This window comes from Sphingobacterium multivorum (assembly GCF_900457465.1).
In the GTDB taxonomy this organism is placed as follows: Bacteria; Bacteroidota; Bacteroidia; order Sphingobacteriales; family Sphingobacteriaceae; genus Sphingobacterium; species Sphingobacterium multivorum.
Map to the genome: position 1 here is coordinate 888,083 of NZ_UAUU01000009.1, position 20,165 is coordinate 908,247.

14 protein-coding genes, 1 tRNA gene and 1 pseudogene are annotated in these 20,165 nt (G+C 40.1%); 11 read left to right on the forward strand and 5 right to left on the reverse strand.

The annotated features are described in order from the left end of the window. The first annotated feature begins 16 nt into the window (after positions 1-16). The 3 genes from DTA23_RS29250 (at position 17) to DTA23_RS15400 (ending at position 1,522) form a co-directional block, all read left to right on the forward strand. Complete coding sequence (locus DTA23_RS29250) at positions 17-139, forward strand: hypothetical protein (RefSeq protein ID WP_256603926.1); 123 nt, start codon at positions 17-19, stop codon at positions 137-139. After that, positions 136-729 (forward strand): pirin family protein, encoded by a 594-nt coding sequence (locus DTA23_RS15395; RefSeq protein WP_236586143.1) that lies wholly within the window; start codon positions 136-138, stop codon positions 727-729. Before DTA23_RS29250 ends, DTA23_RS15395 begins: the two co-directional genes overlap by 4 nt. A 148-nt stretch (positions 730-877) precedes the next feature. Then, the gene (locus DTA23_RS15400; protein ID WP_112375199.1) at positions 878-1,522 is read left to right on the forward strand and encodes an MgtC/SapB family protein; all 645 of its coding nucleotides are present in this window, start codon (positions 878-880) and stop codon (positions 1,520-1,522) included. 25 nt (positions 1,523-1,547) lie between these two features. On the opposite strand, the gene xseB is transcribed toward DTA23_RS15400, so the two are convergent. Both xseB and xseA read right to left on the reverse strand, forming a co-directional pair. Continuing rightward, positions 1,548-1,769 (reverse strand): exodeoxyribonuclease VII small subunit, encoded by a 222-nt coding sequence (gene xseB, locus DTA23_RS15405; protein ID WP_075990493.1) that lies wholly within the window; start codon positions 1,767-1,769, stop codon positions 1,548-1,550. A gap of 42 nt (positions 1,770-1,811) precedes the next feature. Further along, positions 1,812-3,098 (reverse strand): exodeoxyribonuclease VII large subunit, encoded by a 1,287-nt coding sequence (xseA, locus tag DTA23_RS15410; protein WP_112375200.1) that lies wholly within the window; start codon positions 3,096-3,098, stop codon positions 1,812-1,814. Positions 3,099-3,294: 196 nt separating this feature from the next. On the opposite strand from xseA, the gene DTA23_RS15415 reads away from it, so the two are divergent. The 3 genes and pseudogenes from DTA23_RS15415 to radA all read left to right on the forward strand — a co-directional run bounded on the left by DTA23_RS15415 (position 3,295) and on the right by radA (position 7,801). Continuing rightward, a complete protein-coding gene (locus tag DTA23_RS15415; protein ID WP_112375201.1) occupies positions 3,295-5,019 on the forward strand; it encodes a serine hydrolase domain-containing protein in 1,725 nt (574 codons plus the stop codon). Then, on the forward strand, positions 5,016-6,176 hold the full coding sequence (locus tag DTA23_RS15420; protein WP_112375202.1) for a dipeptidase: 1,161 nt from the start codon (positions 5,016-5,018) through the stop codon (positions 6,174-6,176). The genes DTA23_RS15415 and DTA23_RS15420 overlap by 4 nt, the downstream gene beginning before the upstream one ends. A 238-nt stretch (positions 6,177-6,414) precedes the next feature. Continuing rightward, positions 6,415-7,801, forward strand: a pseudogene (radA, locus tag DTA23_RS15425) (DNA repair protein RadA). 153 nt (positions 7,802-7,954) lie between these two features. Here radA and DTA23_RS15430 read toward each other — a convergent pair. Beyond that, complete coding sequence (locus tag DTA23_RS15430) at positions 7,955-8,638, reverse strand: peroxiredoxin family protein (RefSeq protein WP_112375203.1); 684 nt, start codon at positions 8,636-8,638, stop codon at positions 7,955-7,957. Positions 8,639-8,710: 72 nt separating this feature from the next. On the opposite strand from DTA23_RS15430, the gene DTA23_RS15435 reads away from it, so the two are divergent. From DTA23_RS15435 to DTA23_RS15445, 3 genes are all read left to right on the forward strand, one after another. Further along, positions 8,711-9,859: a methionine aminotransferase gene (locus DTA23_RS15435; protein WP_112375204.1), complete on the forward strand. Its 1,149-nt coding sequence runs from the start codon at positions 8,711-8,713 to the stop codon at positions 9,857-9,859. A gap of 141 nt (positions 9,860-10,000) precedes the next feature. Continuing rightward, positions 10,001-11,929 carry a glucosamine-6-phosphate deaminase gene (nagB, locus tag DTA23_RS15440; protein ID WP_112375205.1) on the forward strand — a complete coding sequence of 643 codons (1,929 nt, stop codon included), beginning with the start codon at positions 10,001-10,003 and terminating at the stop codon, positions 11,927-11,929. A gap of 161 nt (positions 11,930-12,090) precedes the next feature. Further along, a complete protein-coding gene (locus DTA23_RS15445; protein WP_112375206.1) occupies positions 12,091-14,580 on the forward strand; it encodes a TonB-dependent receptor in 2,490 nt (829 codons plus the stop codon). 276 nt (positions 14,581-14,856) lie between these two features. Here the strand turns inward: DTA23_RS15445 and DTA23_RS15455 are convergent, their stop codons facing one another. Continuing rightward, positions 14,857-17,373, reverse strand: coding sequence for a family 20 glycosylhydrolase (locus tag DTA23_RS15455; protein WP_112375208.1), 2,517 nt, complete (start codon positions 17,371-17,373; stop codon positions 14,857-14,859). Positions 17,374-17,513: 140 nt separating this feature from the next. On the opposite strand from DTA23_RS15455, the gene DTA23_RS15460 reads away from it, so the two are divergent. Together DTA23_RS15460 and DTA23_RS15465 are read left to right on the forward strand one after the other, a co-directional pair. Next, a tRNA-Glu gene (locus tag DTA23_RS15460) sits at positions 17,514-17,585 on the forward strand. A 247-nt stretch (positions 17,586-17,832) separates the two neighbouring features. Continuing rightward, the gene (locus DTA23_RS15465; RefSeq protein ID WP_112375209.1) at positions 17,833-19,128 is read left to right on the forward strand and encodes a site-specific integrase; all 1,296 of its coding nucleotides are present in this window, start codon (positions 17,833-17,835) and stop codon (positions 19,126-19,128) included. Between the two features lie 96 nt (positions 19,129-19,224). Here the strand turns inward: DTA23_RS15465 and DTA23_RS15470 are convergent, their stop codons facing one another. Continuing rightward, on the reverse strand, positions 19,225-19,662 hold the full coding sequence (locus DTA23_RS15470) for a hypothetical protein (protein WP_146753082.1): 438 nt from the start codon (positions 19,660-19,662) through the stop codon (positions 19,225-19,227). Between the last annotated feature and the right edge of the window lie 503 nt (positions 19,663-20,165).

Here is a 20,165-nt window from a genome sequence, read left to right on the forward strand (position 1 = left end):
CAGTAAGGAGGACAACATGCAAAAGATTATACATCGGGAAGGTGATCGTGGCCACGTCGATTTCGGCTGGCTGAAAAGTGCGCATTCATTCAGTTTTAGACAATATCTTGATCCCGAAGGGATGATTTTGGTGCCTTGAGGGTATTGAACGATGATCAGGTGGAAGGTGGTCAAGGTTTTGATCGGCATGGACACGATAATATGGAAATTGTTAGCATACCACTGGAGGGGGCGCTGGCGCATCAAGATAGTATGGGCAATGGCTGTACGATCCAAACAGGAGATGTGCAGATCATGTCTGCAGGTACAGGTGTGCAGCATGCCGAGTTTAATAGCAATCAGAAGGATCTTGTTAAATTTTTACAAATTTGGGTAATTCCCAACGAAATAGGGTTGGAGCCCAGATGCGATCAGAAATCCTACCTTCAACTGGATCGACACAATAAATTTGCAACGATTGTTTCACCGGATAAAATGGATAACAATGCTGTACACATACATCAGGATGCATATTTTAACTTGGCAGACATCGAGGTGGGTAAAAAGATAGAATATACTGTTCATTCGGAGCAAAATGGGCTTTATCTTTTTGTTTTGGAAGGAAAGATCGCCGTAGCAAATGAAATGCTATCAAGAAGAGATGCCATTGGTTTATACGAAACTGAAAAAATAGCGCTTGAAGCTTACTATGATACATCATTACTGCTAATTGAAGTACCAATGTATTAGGTCGATGAAAATGAAGGTTACTATGATATATCGTTATTGCTGATTAAAGTTCCGATGTATTAGATCGATAAAAAGTTATTCTTGAATAGGGGGGTCATTTGATAGATCTCCCTATTTTTCTTAAATTGGATGAAGAAGAAATAAACTCATGGATAGCCTATTACAACCTTTTGAATCGCGTGACGTTTTACTTATCATGTTATCAGTCTTAATAGGTCTGCTGATTGGGATTGAACGTGAATATCGCAATAAATCCGCGGGTTTGAGGACGTTTATATTGGTGAGCTTTGGATCTTGTCTTTTTACTATTCTTTCGTTAAAAATTGGATTGGCAAATCCAGATCGATTGGCGGCAAACATTATTACTGGTATCGGTTTCCTAGGAGCAGGCGTGATTTTCAAAGAAGACAATAAAGTAAGTGGTATAACAACCGCTACGACAATTTGGGCTGCAGCTTCTTTGGGCATGTGTGTTGGTGCCGGATATATATTTTTAGCGTTTATTGGTGTAGGCTTGGTTCTGATGATTTTAGCGCTGCTAACTTATTTGCAAACCTATATTGACAATTACCACAAGATAAAAGACTATGAACTGCAGACCTCATCTGAGGCAGATTTTGAACATACCGAGCAGTTAATCAGACGGATGGGTTTTAAGGCTGTCATTGTAAGTCAACGCTATAACAAAGAATGTTTGAATACCATTTGGCGATTGACGGGTAATGTTACCCAGCATAGAGCGCTTGTAGAAACCCTGCGGCGCGAAAGACAGGTGGTGGCTTATCAATATTAAGGAATTACGACATTATCTGCTTTATTTATTCGTCATCATCCGTTTCCTGAGCAGGGGATATTTTCTGTAATAAACTGTTTACCTCGTCCTCCGTCGCTGTTAACTTGGCTTTGCAGACTTGAATGAGGTCGGAAGCCCTTTTGATTTTTCCCGCGAGCTCATCAATATTTGTTGTGCCATTTTCAATTTCCCTTACGATTGTTTGCAACTCGTTAAAGGCGTCTGTATAGGTATAATTTTGTTCCATTATGATATGCTTTCTTTAAAATTTTGTGTACCGATGGCCAAATTAAGCCTGGTTCGCATCCAGACCTTCTTTCGGAGATTTATCCGTTACAGTACTGGTAAGTTCACCATATTCGAGTATCGTCTGTATCACATCGCCCGGTGATACCTGTGTCACCGACTGCAGTAGTTTTCCGTTAACCTTAGTAATTGAAAAACCTTGTTTCAATAACCGAATTGGATCAGAGAGTTGAATAATTCGCTCGGTATGAGCCAAAGCCGTCTTGTGCTCGTAAAGCCGTAATTTTATCAAGGAGTTCAGCTCATGTTGAAATTGCTGAACAGCGGCTCTCGAGGTCTGAATTTCCCTTTTGCCAATCCATTGTATATGTGTTGCGAGCTGAGATAGTACATTGCGCTCTTCTTTAAATCGGGTAAGAATGAGTTGCTGTATACTTTCCGCTGCCTTATCAACCGGAATAGCAAAGTTATGAAACTTCTGAATCAGAAAATCGGCGAGCTCACTGGGAGTGATCGCGTTTTTATAGGCGACCATTTCGCTAACCGTGTAATTCGTCGAATGTCCAATGCCCGTCAATACAGGGATTGGAAAGATAGCGATAGCACGTGCCAATAAGTAGTTGTTATAACTGGAAAGCCCAACCTCACCACCCCCTCCACGTATGATGGCGACGACATCGTATTTGTCGATTTTTTCAGCAATAACTGTAAGCTGATTGATAATAGAAGGTACTGACTTGTCTCCTTGTAATAATGCCGGAAAGAGCGTGCATTCTATGCGGTAACCCCAAGGGTTTTGATTAATAATTTTGTAAAAATCAGAAAGTCCCTTACTTGTTTCTACTGAAATAATCGCCAATCTTTTGGGAACCACCGGAAAGCCCAATAATTTATTGGACTCATATATGCCCTCTGCTTTCAGCTTTCGAATACTGTCTAACTTCTCCTTTTCAAGTTCACCTAAGGTAAAAGTCGGATCAATATCAACAATGCGCAAACTTAATCCGTACATGGGATCATAGGAAATACTTGCCTGAAATAACATCGTGATCCCTTCTCGCAAAGGTTCTTGGGCGACTTTAAGAAAATTGTTGTTGATACGATTGTAATCAGCTTTCCATAGGATCGACCGAATTTCAGCGACAATTTTACCATCCTGTTTTTCTACCAGCTCAGGGTAACAGTGGCCAGAATGCGTATAATGATTGAGCTTGTTCATTTCAGCTTTGATCCAGTACAAACTCTTATACCGCTCTGCAAGTGTCTTTTGGATACTGCGGCTGACTTCCAGCAAGGAAAATATTGTTTTATCTTGAATCAATTCTGGCATTAGTCAAACTTACAGAAAAAACCTTCATGATGCAATCCGGGGATGGTTGAATCTGCTATGACCAAAGGGAGACAGAATTTATTAACCCCGATAGTCAAGTCGAGTAACAAAATTGATTTTTTTTCGAGCGAGTATATTCCTTCGTTATTTAATTCGTATTTTTATTTGATAGAACCTAAAAAACGATAAAAGCAGAATGAAAAAACGATTTTTTGGGGCTTTATTTGCAGGTTTGTTCTGTATTAGCCCCCTGTTTGCTCAATATAAGTCTACGATTAAGAACGAAACGATACTGTTTAATAACCTCGATCAGTTGCTGCCTTTAGAAAACCTGGATCAACTTCGTATTGCAGTTGTCGTTCCTAACGCTGCAAAATATGCGATGTTCACAGAACAGTTGGCCCGCTATGCAAACATCAAAATTTTTGATTTTAATAAATTTGATGAGGACATCAAATATTATAACACCATTATTGTGGCTGGAAAGGAAGATGACTTAGATGCAGATTGTCTAGCACAGTTGAAGCAGGCCGTATTAAACAATAAAAAAGTTATCCTTTGTCATTTTTTTGAAAACGAAAAGAACAAAAAGAGTTTATCGGAGCACCCACAGTCTGATTTGATCGAATTACTTGCTCCTTTTTCAGAAATGGGACAGCGTCAGATGGCAATGTCTATTTTTGGTGGGATTCCTATAACCGCCGGTCAGGTCAAAACCACACAGACAAGGCTGCAATATGGCGCTGCATCAAGTTCTAATCTGAACCTGACCAAATTGACGAAGAAAATTGATGCCATTGCACAAGAAGCCATCGATAAGCAAGCAACACCGGGAGCTGTTGTCATGATCGTGAAAGACGGGCAAGTACTCTTGGAGAAATCTTACGGATTTCACACGTATGCGAAAGCTATTTCCACAAAAACAACTGATATTTTTGATCTCGCATCTGTCAGTAAGATTGCCGGTACTACTCCTGTGATTATGCGTCTTACCGAGCGGAATATTATTAATTTGGATAGTACCATGGGACATTACCTATGGCAGGCAAAGTATACCAATAAAAAGGATATCAAGCTTCGTTCCGTCATGTTGCATGAAGCAGGATTTACACCTTTTATTCCCTTCTATAAATATCTGAAAGTTGGAGACGTTGTTTCAGTCCGCGATGATAACCATCAAGTAAAAATGGCCGACAATAGCTATATCCTCAACAATTATTACCGCGATGTCATGTGGCCCGAGATGCTAAAATCACCTGTAAAACCCACTGGAAATTATGTGTATAGTGATATCAGTATGTACGTGATGAAGGAAGTTGCAGAACATCAGACCGCTGAACCGCTGCAAGATTATGTGCAGGAGAACTTTTACAGGCCATTGGGGATGACGCGTGCGGGTTACCTTCCCCGAGAGCGTTTTGCAAAGGATGAAATCGTTCCTACCGAGCAGGATACCTCCTTTCGGAAAACATTACTAGAAGGCTATGTCCACGATCAGGGTGCGGCAATGGCTGGCGGTATTGCCGGGCATGCCGGATTATTTGCTACAGCAAATGATTTGGCAATCTATGGTCAACTGTTATTGAATAGAGGAGAGTACGGGGGGGAGCGCTACTTTAAAACCGAAACAATAGATTTATTTACCTCCAGGCAATCGACAAGCAGTCGTCGAGGCTTAGGTTTTGACCGTTGGGATCCAAACCCAAAAAATGAATATCCATCTAAGTTAGCAAATAGCTCTGTATTTGGACATACTGGCTATACAGGGACATGTATCTGGATTGATCCACAAAATCAACTGATCTATATCTTTTTGTCTAATCGCGTACATCCTCAGGTGAGTACTAGGCTGTTGGATCTGAATATCAGAAGCAGGATTCAGGACGCTATTTATGAAACGATCAATGAAAGTCAAAAATGATAAAAAGCCTCTTATTACTTGGACTAGCAATGACGACACTCAACAATGTTGGATATAGTCAAGACTATAAACAGATACACCAAGATTTGGTGGTCGTCGACGGACACAATGATGTGATTTACGAATCCATTTTCCCAGGGAAAAATATTGGTCAGCGAATAAGTACGGGAGCTACTGATTTACCGCGACTGCGGGAGGGAGGTGTCGATGTGCAGGTATTTGCTGTGTGGTCCGATGATGCGAAGTGGAAATCCGGGGCATTTAAGCACGCCAATGACCAGATCGATGCATTAGAAAAGATGATTGCAGCAAATGCCGATAAAATAAGTTTGGCAAAATCTTCAGGTGACATCGATGCGATCTTAAAAACAGGTAAAATAGTTGCGTTGATCGGTGTGGAAGGTGGAAATATGATTGAAGGAAGTGTTGACCATCTGGTCCGGCTTCATGAGCGCGGCGCCAAATACCTCACTTTGACCTGGAACTACAATTTGCCTTGGGCAAGCTGTGCCGCGATGGAATCGGGAGATATGCGTTCCAAAGATAAGGGATTGATAGCGCAAGGGCGAGCAATTATTCGCAAAATGAACGAATTGGGGATGATGATTGATCTGTCTCATGGAGGAGAGCAGACTTTCTATGACGTGCTGGCGATAACGACCAAGCCGATCTTGGTTTCCCATAGCAACGCCTATGAATTATGTCCACATTTCCGCAATCTAAAAGATGCACAATTGGAAGCTTTGAAAAAAAATGGGGGCGTTGTTGGTGTAAATTTTTATTCAGGTTTTTTGGATCCGGCCTATGAAACAAGGCTTAAGGATTTGTATGTGGGTAAATTTGGTGATACCGGGGATACAAAATTGAGTACTTGGTCTATGTATGAAAAGTTGCCAAAAGAACTTCAACGGCAAGCCGATGCTCCACTGTCGAAATTATTGGATCATATCGACTATTTGGTCAAAAAAGTGGGTATTGATCATGTTGCCGTAGGCTCGGACTTCGATGGCATAGAATCCTCACCCCAAGGTCTGGAAGATGTTTCTAAATTTCCACTACTGACCAAAGCGCTGTTGGAGAGAGGTTATACAAACACAGATGTTGCGAAGATCATGGGACAAAATTTCTTGCGGATCTTAAAGGAAAATGAAGAATAGACACTTCCTTTCTTTAAAGTTTGTCAGTAAGGTTCCAGTATATACACAGCAGTGTTGAGGTATTGTTAAAATACTGATGTGGTATCTAGTAATGTAATATACTGTATATTGACTTAAGCCGCCATAGGAGTAGCATTATGGGAAGGCTGATCATTCCTTGCATAATATCCTGGGTAATATAATACGTATGGGGCATGATATTACGCTTTTAACAGCTATAAATTTGTAATTTCGTAGCATGGCAAAATCAAAATCAGCATACTTCTGTCAAAACTGTGGCTACGAATCGCCCAAATGGATGGGACAATGCCCTTCTTGCAAGCAATGGAATAGTTTTGTTGAGGAAGTCGTCGAAAAGGCGAGTTCAAAAGTGCCCGAATGGCGTAGTTCTACCACAGGCGGAAGCACGAAAAGAGCGAATAAAGCTGCGATCATCCACGAAATTGTCTATCAGGATGAATTACGGATATTGACTCCTGATCAGGAATTTAACCGGGTTCTTGGTGGTGGTATCGTTCCGGGATCCTTGGTACTTATCGGAGGCGAACCCCGGTATTGGGAAGTCTACGTTGATGTTACAGCTCGCGTTATCGATCCCACAAGTCAAGACACTTTATATTTCTGGGGAAGAAAGCGAACAGCAAATTAAGATGCGGGCAGAGCGATTGTCACAATCTTCTAAAGCAAATTGTTATATCCTTACCGAGACATCGACTCAAAATATTTTCAAGCAGATCGAGACGGTACAGCCGAACGTCATTGTAATAGATTCTATACAGACTTTACATTCCGCACAAATTGAATCGGCGCCAGGATCGGTTTCTCAGGTACGCGAATGTACCGCAGAATTGCTGCGGTTTGCAAAAGAAACCAGTACACCAGTTTTTATTGTAGGACATATTACCAAGGACGGATCTATTGCAGGTCCCAAGGTTTTAGAACATATGGTGGATACGGTGCTTCAATTCGAGGGTGATCGTCATCATGTATACCGAATTTTACGGGCCGTAAAGAATCGTTTTGGATCTGCTTCAGAACTAGGTATTTATGAAATGCAGGGGTCGGGGCTTAGGGAAGTGTCAAATCCTTCGGAGATTATGATTTCCCAGCGCGATGAACCTGTTAGTGGCGTTTCCATTGCGGCGATGCTCGAAGGAGTGCGCCCTATGATGATTGAAGTGCAGGCACTGGTGAGTAATTCGGCGTTTGGAAATGCTCAGCGCTCTTCTACAGGCTACGATACGAAACGATTAAATATGCTGCTGGCTGTTTTGGAGAAACGCTTTGGTTTTAGGTTAAGTGCACAGGATGTGTTTTTGAATATTGCCGGTGGGTTACGTGTCGAAGATCCTGCGATCGATTTGGCTGTTGTTGTGGCGATTATTTCTTCACAACAAGATATCGCGATTCGATCCAATCTGACTTTTGCCGGTGAGGTTGGTTTATCGGGCGAGATAAGGGCCGTAAATCGCATTGAACAGCGTATACAGGAGGCCGAGAAGTTGGGCTTTGATGGTATTTTTATTTCTAAATTCAATACCAAAGGATTGGATGCTAAAAAATATGATATTGCCATTCGTCCGGTTGCCAAATTGGAGGACATCTTCAGTGCTTTGTTTGGCTAAACGAGAAAAAGGGGCAATCAATCGTTTAATATCCTAATTTACTGGGATCATCTTAAAATATATTTTTTCAGAAAAATGGCCTTCTTCAAAGAATAAAAATTAAAAGACCATGCTTTTACTAAAACATGGTCTTTTTTATGGATCGTCTATAGTTTACTTTTTCAAGACTTCTTTCAATTTTGCGCGTAAAGCATCACCATGTAAATTCTTGACGACGATTTTCCCATTGGGATCGATCAGTACATTCTGAGGAATAGATTTTACGCCATATAATGTTCCGACATCATTTTGCCAACGTTTGAGATCCGAAACATGACGCCAGTGCAATTTATCTGCATGGATGGCTTTAATCCAAGAATTGCGATCCTTATCAAAGGATATACCCAATATTTCAAAGTTTTCACCTTTAAATTGTTGGTATGTTTTTACAAGATCTGGGCTTTCGACACGGCAATCCGGACACCAAGATGCCCAGAAATCAAGGAGAACATACTTTCCTTTAAAGTCCGAAAGCTTTACAGGGTTACCAGTAGTATCATTTTGCGTAAACGCGGGAGCTGTTTTTCCAACTTGAACCGTTTCCAATGTATTTAAGTAGTCTTGGAACTCTTTCCCTTCACTTGAATTCTTGACATTTTTACTCAAGGTATTATAAAGCGCCTGAAGCTCGGGGTATACAGGGTCATAACCGCCGACTCTACGCAAGTCAACCAATGTCGATATAGAATCCGGGGCGGCCTTAACGCGTGCAATATACTCCTCTTTGGTAAGTTCTTTTTTTTGTGCAGAACCAAAGAATGGCAGAACTAAAAAAAGTAGTGTGATGTATTTTATCATGTTATTATTCTTATATATATTTACAAATATAAGAAAATCCACTAATTTAGTAGATTAATAAAATGTCAAAAAATGAACTTCAACCTAACTTCTAAACTTCCACATGTCGGCACGACGATTTTTACCAAAATGACGATGCTTGCCAATGAGCAGCAAGCCTTAAATCTGTCGCAAGGTTTTCCTGACTTTGAGACTGATCCGAAGTTGGTTCAATTAGTGTCTAAGGCAATGGAACAGGGGCATAACCAATATGCGCCAATGATTGGGGCACAGGCATTACGTGATACGATCGCTAAAAAATATCGTGAAGTTTATGACGTGGCGGTTGATGCAACAGCGGAGCTTACTGTGACATCTGGCGGTACACAAGCAATTTTTACAGCTATTGCCACAGTTGTTAGGCCACAAGATGAGGTTATTATCTTTGAACCGGCATACGATTGTTATGCGCCGACGATCGAATTGTTCGGCGGTAAAGTTGTTCCCGTGCGATTATTGGCTCCGGATTTTCAGATTGACTGGTATTACGTCGCTACGTTAATTAATTCCAAAACCCGTTTAATCATCATCAATAATCCGAATAATCCAACAGGCAAAGTACTTGGTAGAGAAGAATTGATTAAACTTGGAGATTTGTTATCAGGTACCAATGCGTTGTTGCTGAGCGATGAGGTATACGAGCATATTGTTTTCGATGGTGCTTCCTCACAATCGGTGCTGGAAATCCCGACTTTGCGCGAGCGAAGCTTTGTTATTGCTTCCTTTGGAAAGTTGTTGCATACCACGGGTTGGAAGATTGGTTATTGCATTGCCCCGCCGCAATTAACGCAGGAATTTAGAAAAGTGCATCAATTCAATGTATTTAGCGTAAATACACCCATGCAATTCGCTATCGCGGAATATTTGGAGGATATAAGCTATGTCAAAGGCCTATCGGATTTTTTTGAGCGGAAAAGGAAATTGTTGAAGGACGGATTAAGGGGATCCCGGTTTAAGATTCTTCCTTGCGAAGGAACTTATTTCCTTAATATAGATTATAGTGCTATCAGTCAGGAGAAAGAATTTGAGTTTGCTTGTTCGTTAACCAGGCAACACAAAATTGCAACAATCCCACTTTCGGCGTTTTATAAAGAAGCTACAAATCAACACGTTTTGCGGGTCTGTTTCGCTAAAAAGGATGAAACGCTATTAAAAGCCGTCGAGATTTTGAATAGGGTATAATCGTATTATTGACCTAAAAGAATAGCTAAAAGGTTTTATTTAAAATATTGCTAAGAAAGAACCACTTTATTAAAATTTTACTTCAACTTGAGGTACTAATTTTATAAATTTGTAATTCACGTTTATCAACATACCCATAAAATGGCTAGATTAAATTTATTGGAAGAAACGCGCTTCGAAAAAGTCCCTGTGAGCGTCTATCCAGATCAAAATTCAGCTTCGAAAAACGTTGCAAATCGTATTGCTGAAATTATTCGTGCAAAGCAAGAGAAAGGTGAGAAAGCTGTTCTGGGCCTTGCTACTGGTGCCACACCGGTAAAAGTCTATCAAGAATTGATTCGTTTGCATAAAGAAGAAGGTTTAAGCTTTAAGAACGTGATTACCTTCAATCTTGACGAATACTACCCGATGCAACCTGATGCTGATCAGAGCTATGTGACCTTTATGAACAAAAACTTGTTCGATCACGTAGATATTGATGCGGCCAATGTAAATATTCCAGATGGTACCTTAGCTCCTGACCAAGTAAATGCATTCTGCGAGGCGTACGAACAGAAGATTACGGCAGCTGGAGGTTTAGATATTCAATTATTAGGTATTGGCCGTACCGGCCATATCGGTTTCAATGAGCCAGGTTCTGCACCTAACTCAGGTACACGTGTGGTAACGTTGGACGATTTAACTCGTCGCGATGCTTCCCGTGCTTTTGGTGGAAAAGAAAATGTACCAACAAAAGCGATTACCATGGGCGTAGGTACAATTTTCAAAGCGAGAGAGATCATTTTGATGGCTTGGACCGAAACAAAGGCTGAGATCATTAAAAAAGCAGTTGAAGGTGAAATCTCCTCAGAGATTCCTGCAACTTATCTACAATTATCGGATAACGTTGAATTTATTCTTGATGAAGCTGCAGCTTCATTGTTGACACGTTTTGATCTTCCTTGGTTGGCAGAAGATGTTACTTGGACGCCTTCGTTAATTAAAAAAGCAGTTGTTTGGTTAGCTTTAGAGATCAAAAAACCAATCCTGAAACTTACCGACGAGGATTATAATGCACACGGAATGGCGAAGTTGGTTACAGAAACCGGTCCGGCATATAATATCAACATCCGTATATTCAACGAACTTCAACATACGATCACGGGATGGCCGGGAGGTAAACCCAATGTTGACGATTCACAACGTCCTGAGCGTGCCAATCCAGCGAAGAAAAATGTGATTGTATTTTCGCCGCACCCTGATGATGATGTGATTTCGATGGGAGGTACATTTATTCGTCTGGCAGACCAAGGACACAATGTCCATGTTGCTTATCAAACTTGTGGTAATACAGCTGTTTGGGATGATGATGTGGTACGTTATCTGGAGTTTGCTGAAGATTTAGCAAAACAAATAGGGGCAGAGGCGGAAGCTTCTCAGATCGGTCGAATTTATGATGAGGAAAGAGCAATTTTTGCGACAAAAAAACCAAATCAGATCGATACTGAACTTGTCCGTAAAATCAAAGCATTGATCCGTAAGGGTGAGGCGATCGCAGGAGCTCGTTTGGTTGGTTTGCCAGATGAAAATATCCATTTCCAGGATCTGCCTTTCTATGATAGACAAAAGTTTTCAAAAAATGTATCTTTTGAAGATGATATTCAACAAACAATGGAATTGTTGCGTCAGGTAAAACCACATCAGGTATTTGCTGCAGGTGACTTTGCTGACCCACACGGTACGCATAAAGTATGTTTCGATATCTTGTTTGAAGCATTGAGCAGATTGAGCAAAACAGATGAATGGACCAAAGATTGTTGGTTATGGTTATACAGAGGTGCATGGCATGAATACCCAATCCACGAGATCCAAATGGCCGTTCCATTATCTCCACAAGAAGTTTATCGCAAACGTTTAGCGATCTTCAAACACCAATCTCAAAAAGATTTACCTGTATTCCCTGGAGATGATCCGCGTGAATTCTGGGTACGTGCTGAAGACCGTACAAGCGAAACCGCAGCTTTATATGACCAATTAGGTCTTGCAAATTATGAAGCTATTGAAGCGTTCGTAAGATGGAAATTTGACTAAAATAACTATCTGACTATATAATAACTGTCTGACGACATAAAAAAGTCCTGAGCCTGAGGTGGTTCAGGACTTTTTTGTTTTTAATCATTCTAAATAGGTTATTTTTTATACCTTTGCGCTATTATTTAGAATAATTAAAAATAATTACCAAAATTATTAACATGGACAAACACTTACGAGCTCTCGCTTCTACATTTTTAATCGGAGGTGCAGTATATGGTCAAACCTCGGGAATCGTCAAAGGTAAAGTCGTCGATACACAAAATAATCCTTTAAGTTCAGTAACCGTTTCAATCGGAGATAAAAAGGTCCGTACAGACCATAGAGGTCATTTTAGACTACATGGCATCGACCAAAATACGGTCATTAAATTCACTTATATGGGCTACCAAACAACCGTTATTGATTATGTTTTTAGCACGAAGAGCCCTGAAGTGATTATTGATCCAATTATCCTGGTGAGCAATGAGCAGGCGATTGATGAGGTGGAAGTGTTTGGTGAACGCAACAAAAAGCCAAAAGGCTTGGAAATGATTACACGTATGCCATTAAAACCTTCGGATCAAATTCAGAGTATTTCTGTCATCTCCAATAAGGTCATTCAAGATCAGGGTATTCTTACGTTGACGGATGCTGTAAGAAATATTCCGGGTGTAACCTTGTTCGGTTCTTATGGCGGTGTTAAAGAATCTTTGTCAACACGTGGTTTCAGAGGGGTACCTGTCTTGAAGAACGGTGTGCGGATGGACTCTCAATTTCAGACTGCATCTGGAGTCGTTGATATGCAAGGTGTGGAGTCTATTCAGATGATTAAAGGGTCTGCTGCGGTTACGCAGGGTGTTATTACGGATATCGGTAATGCAGGAGGGGTAATTAATGTGGTCACTAAAACCCCTAATTTCACGAATTCTGGAGAGATTGGTGTCCGTGCAGGAAGCTGGGGGCAATTCCGCCCAACCTTTGATTTCCAAACGGTACTAGATAAGAAAGAGACCGTTGCTTTTCGAATGGATGGCGCTTATGAACGTAGTGATAGCTACCGCAAAAGTGTATCCTCCAACCGTGTTTATCTAAATCCATCCTTAGCTTGGAAACCAACGGATAAGACGACAGTTACTTTGGAGGGTGATTATTTTAATGATAATCGTACGCCCGTTAATTCCGCAGTCAATTTAAATCCTTCGCAAGGGGTGAATGCGCTATATGTTATCCCGAACAATAAGTTTTTGGGCTTCAATTCCGATAATAATAATACAGAGATGAAGAGCTTTATGGCCCAGATCAATCATGAATTGACCGATCGCTGGAGCATCAGAGCTTCTATTGCAACGTCCTCTTATCAGGTTGATAACCAGTCATCTTCTTCCACATTGATTAAAGACGATGCAAAACAATATAATACATTCTCGCGCTCAATGAGCAAAAGCCTGCGCGATGACAAGAATAAAACTTTTCAGTTTGACTTGATCGGAAAAGATCTTTATACGGGTAAAGTAAAACATTTGGTTCAGGCAGGGGTGGACTATCGTATTGCTGATGCGACAACAACTTCTTTTGCCGGAAAATTAAGTCCACTGGAGAAAAATGTTCTTTTGAAAAAAGCCGATCAAAATAGCAATGTAATTGATATTATTGATATCCATGGTGATTGGGTGAATGATCTTTCGGAAGTGGTATACGTCGATTCGTTGGGTAACCAGCGGAAAGGAAAGCAAATTGTCTATACAGCAGGAACTCCTGTACGGAGTTATTATTCTTCTATAGGATTTATGGGGCAAGACGTTATTGAATTTAATAAATACATTAAGGCTGTATTAGGTTTACGTTATTCCGAAATTACAACAAAAGATTTCACATCAAACGGTAATAAAAGGGAGTCTGCATGGAATCCAATGGCGGGGGTGATTGTTACGCCATTTGAGAATTTTAATGTATTTGGGTCTTATACAAACTCAACGAATTTAAGGAATGCTGCAAATCCATTAACCGATGGTACAGCAGCAGGTGCTTCTAAAACCGAACAATTTGAAGGGGGGATTAAATCCGATTGGCTGAATAATCGGTTACGTTTCAATTTAACCTATTTCCATATTTATACCTCTAACTTGACCAACGCTGAGTATACACCGGGCACTAATGTTGCTACAGGATTATACTTTAAGGCAGGGGATCTGGTACGCGATGGTATTGAGGCTGAGTTGAACGGTCGTGTATTGGAAAATTTGACTGTGATGTTTGGTTATGCCTATTTAGATGCGCGATATAAAAATTCACCTTCCTATATGGATGGATCGGCACCGATGAATGCGCCAAAACATACGGCAAATGCATGGATACAATATGTATTTAATCAAGGAGCTCTTCGGAACCTGAGTTTAAGTGCGGGTGTTTATTATGTTGGAGACCGACCTGTCAATGAATATAGCTTAACACCAAATGGACATGGTGAATATTATGGTACAGAACCTTTCAATATGCCAGCATATACCACATTAAATGCACAGGTGGGATACAAATGGCGCAAATTTGATGCGAAAGTCTTTGTAAATAATATCACCAATGAGATTGGATTGAATTCATACTTCCGAGGTGGTTTTATTAATCAGATCGATCCAAGAAATGCTGCTGTTGCATTGAGTTATAAGTTTTAAGGATACAATATCGATATAAAATAGAAGGGCTGTCCAAAGAAGTTTGGACAGCCCTATTTTTTTCTGAACGTGTCTGATCTTATTGGCCAGAAAGAACCTTCTGTCGCTTTCATCGCTGTTGGTGTCTTGCGAAGTCATGAAGGTTTTATTCTATTTTGCCTTTATCAGCTTAAGTGCCAGTTCAAACAGCCGATTTTTGAAGTGACTGATGTTATTTTAGGCCGCTTTTTTTTATTGTCAATGCCAATAGCGTTTATCATTTTGCGGACCAATGAATTAATAGCTGATTACATCACCTGATCGTCCTTTCGCATCAAATACTTTAAATAAGTATTTCTTTCCAGTCTGAAATGGTATCGGACCGTTCACTATTTTGGATTTCAAAGTTGGCGTAGTGCTGTTGTCGCTGTAATAGACTTTGAAACCAGGATAATCGGTATTGATAAGGAGTTGGCTACCCTCTTTCTTGATTCCAATTTTAGGAAGTCGATAGGTATAGCCTCCATTTATCCTATCCAGTTTTCTCAATTCATCCTCACCTAATTTTTTGATAAAGGAGGTATACGATTTACGATAAGTGGCCTCGTCAAAAGAATTTCCTTTTTCCCAGGTTTGTTCGGGTGCCCACGCGCGATCAGCAATTCCTATTAAACGTGGAAATATCATTTCCTCAAGACGCTGGTCAGTAGATACCTTTTCTGCCCATAAGGCGCCTTTGATACCGAGGAGGTTTTTCTTCCCTTCCGCTGTAAGCTGTTCTTTATTGGTGTATGCCTCAGGTCTAAGATCTTTTCCGGTGTCATCTTTGCGCAGATTGATGAAGAAATTTTCAGGAGAAAACGAATAAGTTCTATTCAGATTAACCGTACCGACCCAACTGTGTCCTGGATCAGCAAAATCACGGTCCCAAGACATATCCAGGTAGTTGTTTGCAGCACTCGTATAAACAACTTTATATCCTGCATTTGCCAATCGATAAGCGAGGTCTTCCTGTCCCTGGCCAGGGAGATTGTTCCATACGTTCAAATAGATGCCGGATTTTCCTAGATCGGCATTGACAACCATGCCTTTTCCTTTATTGCGCATACCCATTTCTTCCCATCCAGACATCGTTAACCCTTTTCCTTGAACAAGGGTATTAATTTTGGTAATATACAGCGGCCATACGTCGAGTACATTGGCGATATTATTTTCCTTCATAAAGGCCAATACCTTTGGCGATTTTTCCCAAACACCACTTGGCGTTTCGTCGCCGCCCAGATCGATAATTTTCAACGGAACTCCAGCTTGATCATGCATCGCTTTGATTTCATCGATCACTTTGCTCAGGAAGTGATAGGTTGACGGTAGGGCAGGGTTCATGACATTGTCATTCCAGTTTTGTGCAGAATTATAAACAGATTTGTCCTCTGCATCGTCAAGCAGGAATTCCTCCGCCTTTTGTTTATCACCAAGTTTTGAGTAATGTGCAAAACGCGCGCGCATCGCTTTGATCGCTGCGCGGGCATGACCAGGAGTTTCTACCTCGGGTATGACGTCTATATGTCTTGCCTGAGCATATTTTAAAATTTCTATATAGTCAGCAACACTGTAGAATTGATGCGGCTTAGCGGTAGCGCCAGATCCATAAGCAGACTGTATTGCCTTTCCATCTTCAAAATTGGCCGAACGGTTGGCTCCGATAGCCGTTAATTCGGGTAGGGCCGGAATTTCCAATCGCCAACCTTCGTCGTCAATGAAGTGGAAATGGAACTTGTTCAACTTGTAGGAAGCCATGAGATCCAATATTCTTAAAACCTCGGCTTTGCTATGGAAATTACGGGCAGCATCCAGCATAAATCCACGGTAGCTATAGCGCGGGCTATCCTCAATGTTACCCAATGGTAATGTGATCGATTTTGCGGCTTTATTCCATTGGCTGTGATTGATCAACGATTTTAACGACTGTATGGCATAAAATGCACCAGCTTTATCTGATGCTTCTATTCGCACACCTTTCGCACCAATCGTCAAGTGATAGGATTCGGGCTTTAAGTTGTTTGCTTTGACAATTTCAATGCCGCCTTGTGGACTGGATGAAGCTGCTAGCTTAACGCCTGAATAGCCGTTCAGGAAGTCTGTCAGAAAGCCTCCTTCGCTAGCAAATTCATGGTCAACAAACAGTTTTGTACCTGTCGATAAGTTGAATTTTTCGTTATTATTGATGCTGATATTGCTTGGTAAAGGGATGATATACTGTGCTGCTATACCGTCTACCAGCTTATTTTGATCGTATTTATAAGCAAAGTAAGCTGTTTTTTCAGCGTCCGACTGGGGAGCAATTTTAACCGCAGCATAATCCGAAATATTTGTTGCAAGCCCAGTCTTATTATTTTTTAGGTATAGACCAATTGGTCCATCCGTATAATTGACCAGTCCAGTCGTGATAAAATCGATGTGGACTGTATCTTGCGCATTTAATAAAAAGTTATTTTTCTTAAAGCTAACCTGAAAGAGATCTCCGTTTCGGTGGTCTATCGCAAAACGTTTGTCGACCTTATCGGGATCAATAGAGCGAATAAAATTAAACCAGATGCTCCAGTCGTTGAGTTGAACAGCACTTTTCCCCTTGTTTTTTAAAATTAGGGTGGATACCGGATTTTTACGGATATTCTGTCCGTCTTTGACCTTCCAGGTGAGTTGCAGTTGATCTGCGATAGCGCTCGATTTCTGGCCATAGGCTTCCTGACTTAATAAAGCCAAGCCTAGTCCGGCATAGAGTAGCGGTTTTTTGATTTTTTTAAAATTAGTCATGTTGGTTACTTTTTCAATGACTCTAAATATAGCTATTCTAGAGGGTTTTATGATCTATTTCAAAAAAAATGAATAAAAAAAAGATAAAAATTTTGACACATTTATAAATATTTCTATATTTGCACACCGAAACAGAAAACGGCCCGTTCGTCTAGGGGTTAGGACGCAAGATTTTCATTCTTGAAACAGGGGTTCGATTCCCCTACGGGCTACACGTCTAAAAGTCAAAACATACAAAAGCCTGCAAATTAAACGTTTGCAGGCTTTTTTGTTTTTCAGTATCTACAAAACTTACACGAATTCCCAATAAAAAAGTGAGTCATTCAGTGAGTCATTTTCTCCGACATGGTTACTCACTGAAACATATTTAATATTTTGATTATCAGCTTATTCAAATATTAAACATCTTGATCCGTTTTAGTTGCAAGGCTAATTTTGTTTCACTTAAATGATGTTATCATGAGTACAAATTATTCCTTACTCTTCTATTTGAAGAAACCCCAAAATTATGTTAGCGGTCCTAGGCCGATCTACATGCGGATTACTGTAGAAGGTATCCCAAAAGAAGTTTCCACAGGACGGGAATGCGATCCGTCGAGATGGAACTCCAAAGCTAATCGTATGAAAGGTACTATCGAAGCTGTCAAGACTCTAAACTCTTACCTTGACACTCTCGTCAGCAAAGTAAGTGCGATCCATACCGCTATGACAGCTGCAGCGGAGGAAATTACAGCAGAATCCATCAAGTTGAGGTATCAAGGAAAGGATATCAAACGAAAGCAATTTCTTGATGTTTTTAGAGAACATAATATGCAGATGGAAACACTTCTGGGAAATGGATTCAAACCCAATACACTCAAAGGGTATAAAACCTCGCTTTCACATATTGAAGGGTATTTAGAGAAAGAATTTAGACTAGCAGATATCGACACAAGGAAGATTGACCATGCTTTTGTCACAGGGTATGAATTCTTTTTGCGTGCCGCTATGGGCTGTTCAGCCGTGTCGGCAGCAAAATATATGAAGCATTTGCGAAAGATTATCAAGATCTGCATTGCGCATAGATGGATAACGGACGATCCATTTACTTTTTATAAGATCAAGGCGAAAGCTAAAGAAAAGGAGTTTCTGACGGATGCAGAACTTCGGAGGATAGAGGGGAAATTATTCAAGATACCGCGTCTAGCGCATGTGCGTGATATTTTTGTCTTCTGTTGCTATACCGGTCTGTCTTATGCCGATGTAAAGAAATTAAAATGGGCCGATATTGCTGAGGGAGTGGATGGAAAGCTCTGGATATTCACTAGCAGGGAGAAAACTGAAACTTCATCGAATATTCCATTGCTTCCCAAGGCGCTTGAAATCATTGAAAAATATCGAGACTATCCACCATGCGTGGCAAAAAATATTGTACTACCTGTTCTGAGTAATCAAAAAATGAACAGTTATCTTAAGGAAATAGCTGATCTGTGCGAAATCTCCAAAGAACTGACCTTTCACAAGTCTCGCCATACGTTCGCTACGTCTGTGACGCTTGCCAATAGTGTTCCAATAGAAACCGTTTCAAAGATGCTTGGACATACGGATATTAAGACCACACAGCATTATGCGAAACTTTTGGATAATAGAGTTGCTGTGGATATGGATAAACTGGAGAGAAAGATTGAGAATAAAATAGAGCAATTTAAAAAGGCTAGAATAGCAGACCTATGTACTCCTCAAGCTTTTGTCTTTTTAAGAACAGATCATTGTTGATCGGACCATTGCTTAAATTTTACTGGAAGCAATATCTAAGACATTGCTTCCTTGCTTTGGCGACTAATAAATCGAAAATCAGCCATAAATATGTTTCTACAAGTATATCTGCTTGTCAGTCAATTCTTGGAGAAAACTGTCCGCTTTATCGACCAGTTCACTATATAGCTGTGTGTTTTCTAGCACATGATGGATCTTTATATCATACCGGTCACTCTGATCGACAGAATACTTTATGCCTACTTTCTTTAAGAACCACTCTACACGATTAAGCTCTGCATAAGAAGGATCTCTTTCCAACTTATAATATAAAGTGATGTTTGTTTTCCGCAATTTACCATTCTTTGACCATAGCAGATAACGATTGTTCCTGTCATTGATATATCCAATTATTGCATCTCCTTTAAAATCAAGCGATCTGGTGAAATAATTTTCTTCTTCGATTTGGTTAAAAATAGTCTTTGTCAGTTTTTTGTTTCCGATGGACATTTGATTTATAGTAATATTAAGTGGGTGGAGTATAAATTCTGACATATTTTTAAGTATTAATTATACGAAGATAGCCACTTTCATATCTTGTTATATGTGCTGTTGAATTATTTATAAAATAATCTATGTTGAAGGTTTCTGATTTTTGGTCTTATTGCCTCGAGATAACAATTTTGGATACTTGAACCTTTTTGGAGGCATTGCTACTGAAGCAGGTAATTCTGTCAGTTATTCTCCATGTGAACTAATAATTGCTGACATACAAACACTTAAATAATGACAATGTGTCAATTGAAAATCTTTTTAAAATCATCAATTATGTCGTTATTGTGTTTATTTCATTAAAAAGTGAAATATCCGTATAAAAAGGAGAAATCTCAAATTGGGGGTTGGCATGGACTATGATCACATTAATTGGCTTAAAAAGCCCCTTGGTACAGCAATACTTCGGGGCAATGATTTTTAAAGCTTAGTATGCTTCTTATGTTCAATTATAACGGCGTAAAACTAAAAAAAGTATTTTAAACAACGATTTATAGTTTGTTCCT

Coding starts and splice junctions, on each gene's coding strand:
- DTA23_RS29250 (WP_256603926.1), top strand. CDS start 17: ATGCAAAAGATTATACATCGGGAAGGTGATCGTGGCCACGTCGATTTC.
- DTA23_RS15400 (WP_112375199.1), top strand. CDS start 878: ATGGATAGCCTATTACAACCTTTTGAATCGCGTGACGTTTTACTTATC.
- xseB (WP_075990493.1), bottom strand. CDS start 1,769: ATGGAACAAAATTATACCTATACAGACGCCTTTAACGAGTTGCAAACA.
- xseA (WP_112375200.1), bottom strand. CDS start 3,098: ATGCCAGAATTGATTCAAGATAAAACAATATTTTCCTTGCTGGAAGTC.
- DTA23_RS15415 (WP_112375201.1), top strand. CDS start 3,295: ATGAAAAAACGATTTTTTGGGGCTTTATTTGCAGGTTTGTTCTGTATT.
- DTA23_RS15420 (WP_112375202.1), top strand. CDS start 5,016: ATGATAAAAAGCCTCTTATTACTTGGACTAGCAATGACGACACTCAAC.
- DTA23_RS15430 (WP_112375203.1), bottom strand. CDS start 8,638: ATGATAAAATACATCACACTACTTTTTTTAGTTCTGCCATTCTTTGGT.
- DTA23_RS15435 (WP_112375204.1), top strand. CDS start 8,711: ATGAACTTCAACCTAACTTCTAAACTTCCACATGTCGGCACGACGATT.
- nagB (WP_112375205.1), top strand. CDS start 10,001: ATGGCTAGATTAAATTTATTGGAAGAAACGCGCTTCGAAAAAGTCCCT.
- DTA23_RS15445 (WP_112375206.1), top strand. CDS start 12,091: ATGGACAAACACTTACGAGCTCTCGCTTCTACATTTTTAATCGGAGGT.
- DTA23_RS15455 (WP_112375208.1), bottom strand. CDS start 17,373: ATGACTAATTTTAAAAAAATCAAAAAACCGCTACTCTATGCCGGACTA.
- DTA23_RS15465 (WP_112375209.1), top strand. CDS start 17,833: ATGAGTACAAATTATTCCTTACTCTTCTATTTGAAGAAACCCCAAAAT.
- DTA23_RS15470 (WP_146753082.1), bottom strand. CDS start 19,662: ATGTCAGAATTTATACTCCACCCACTTAATATTACTATAAATCAAATG.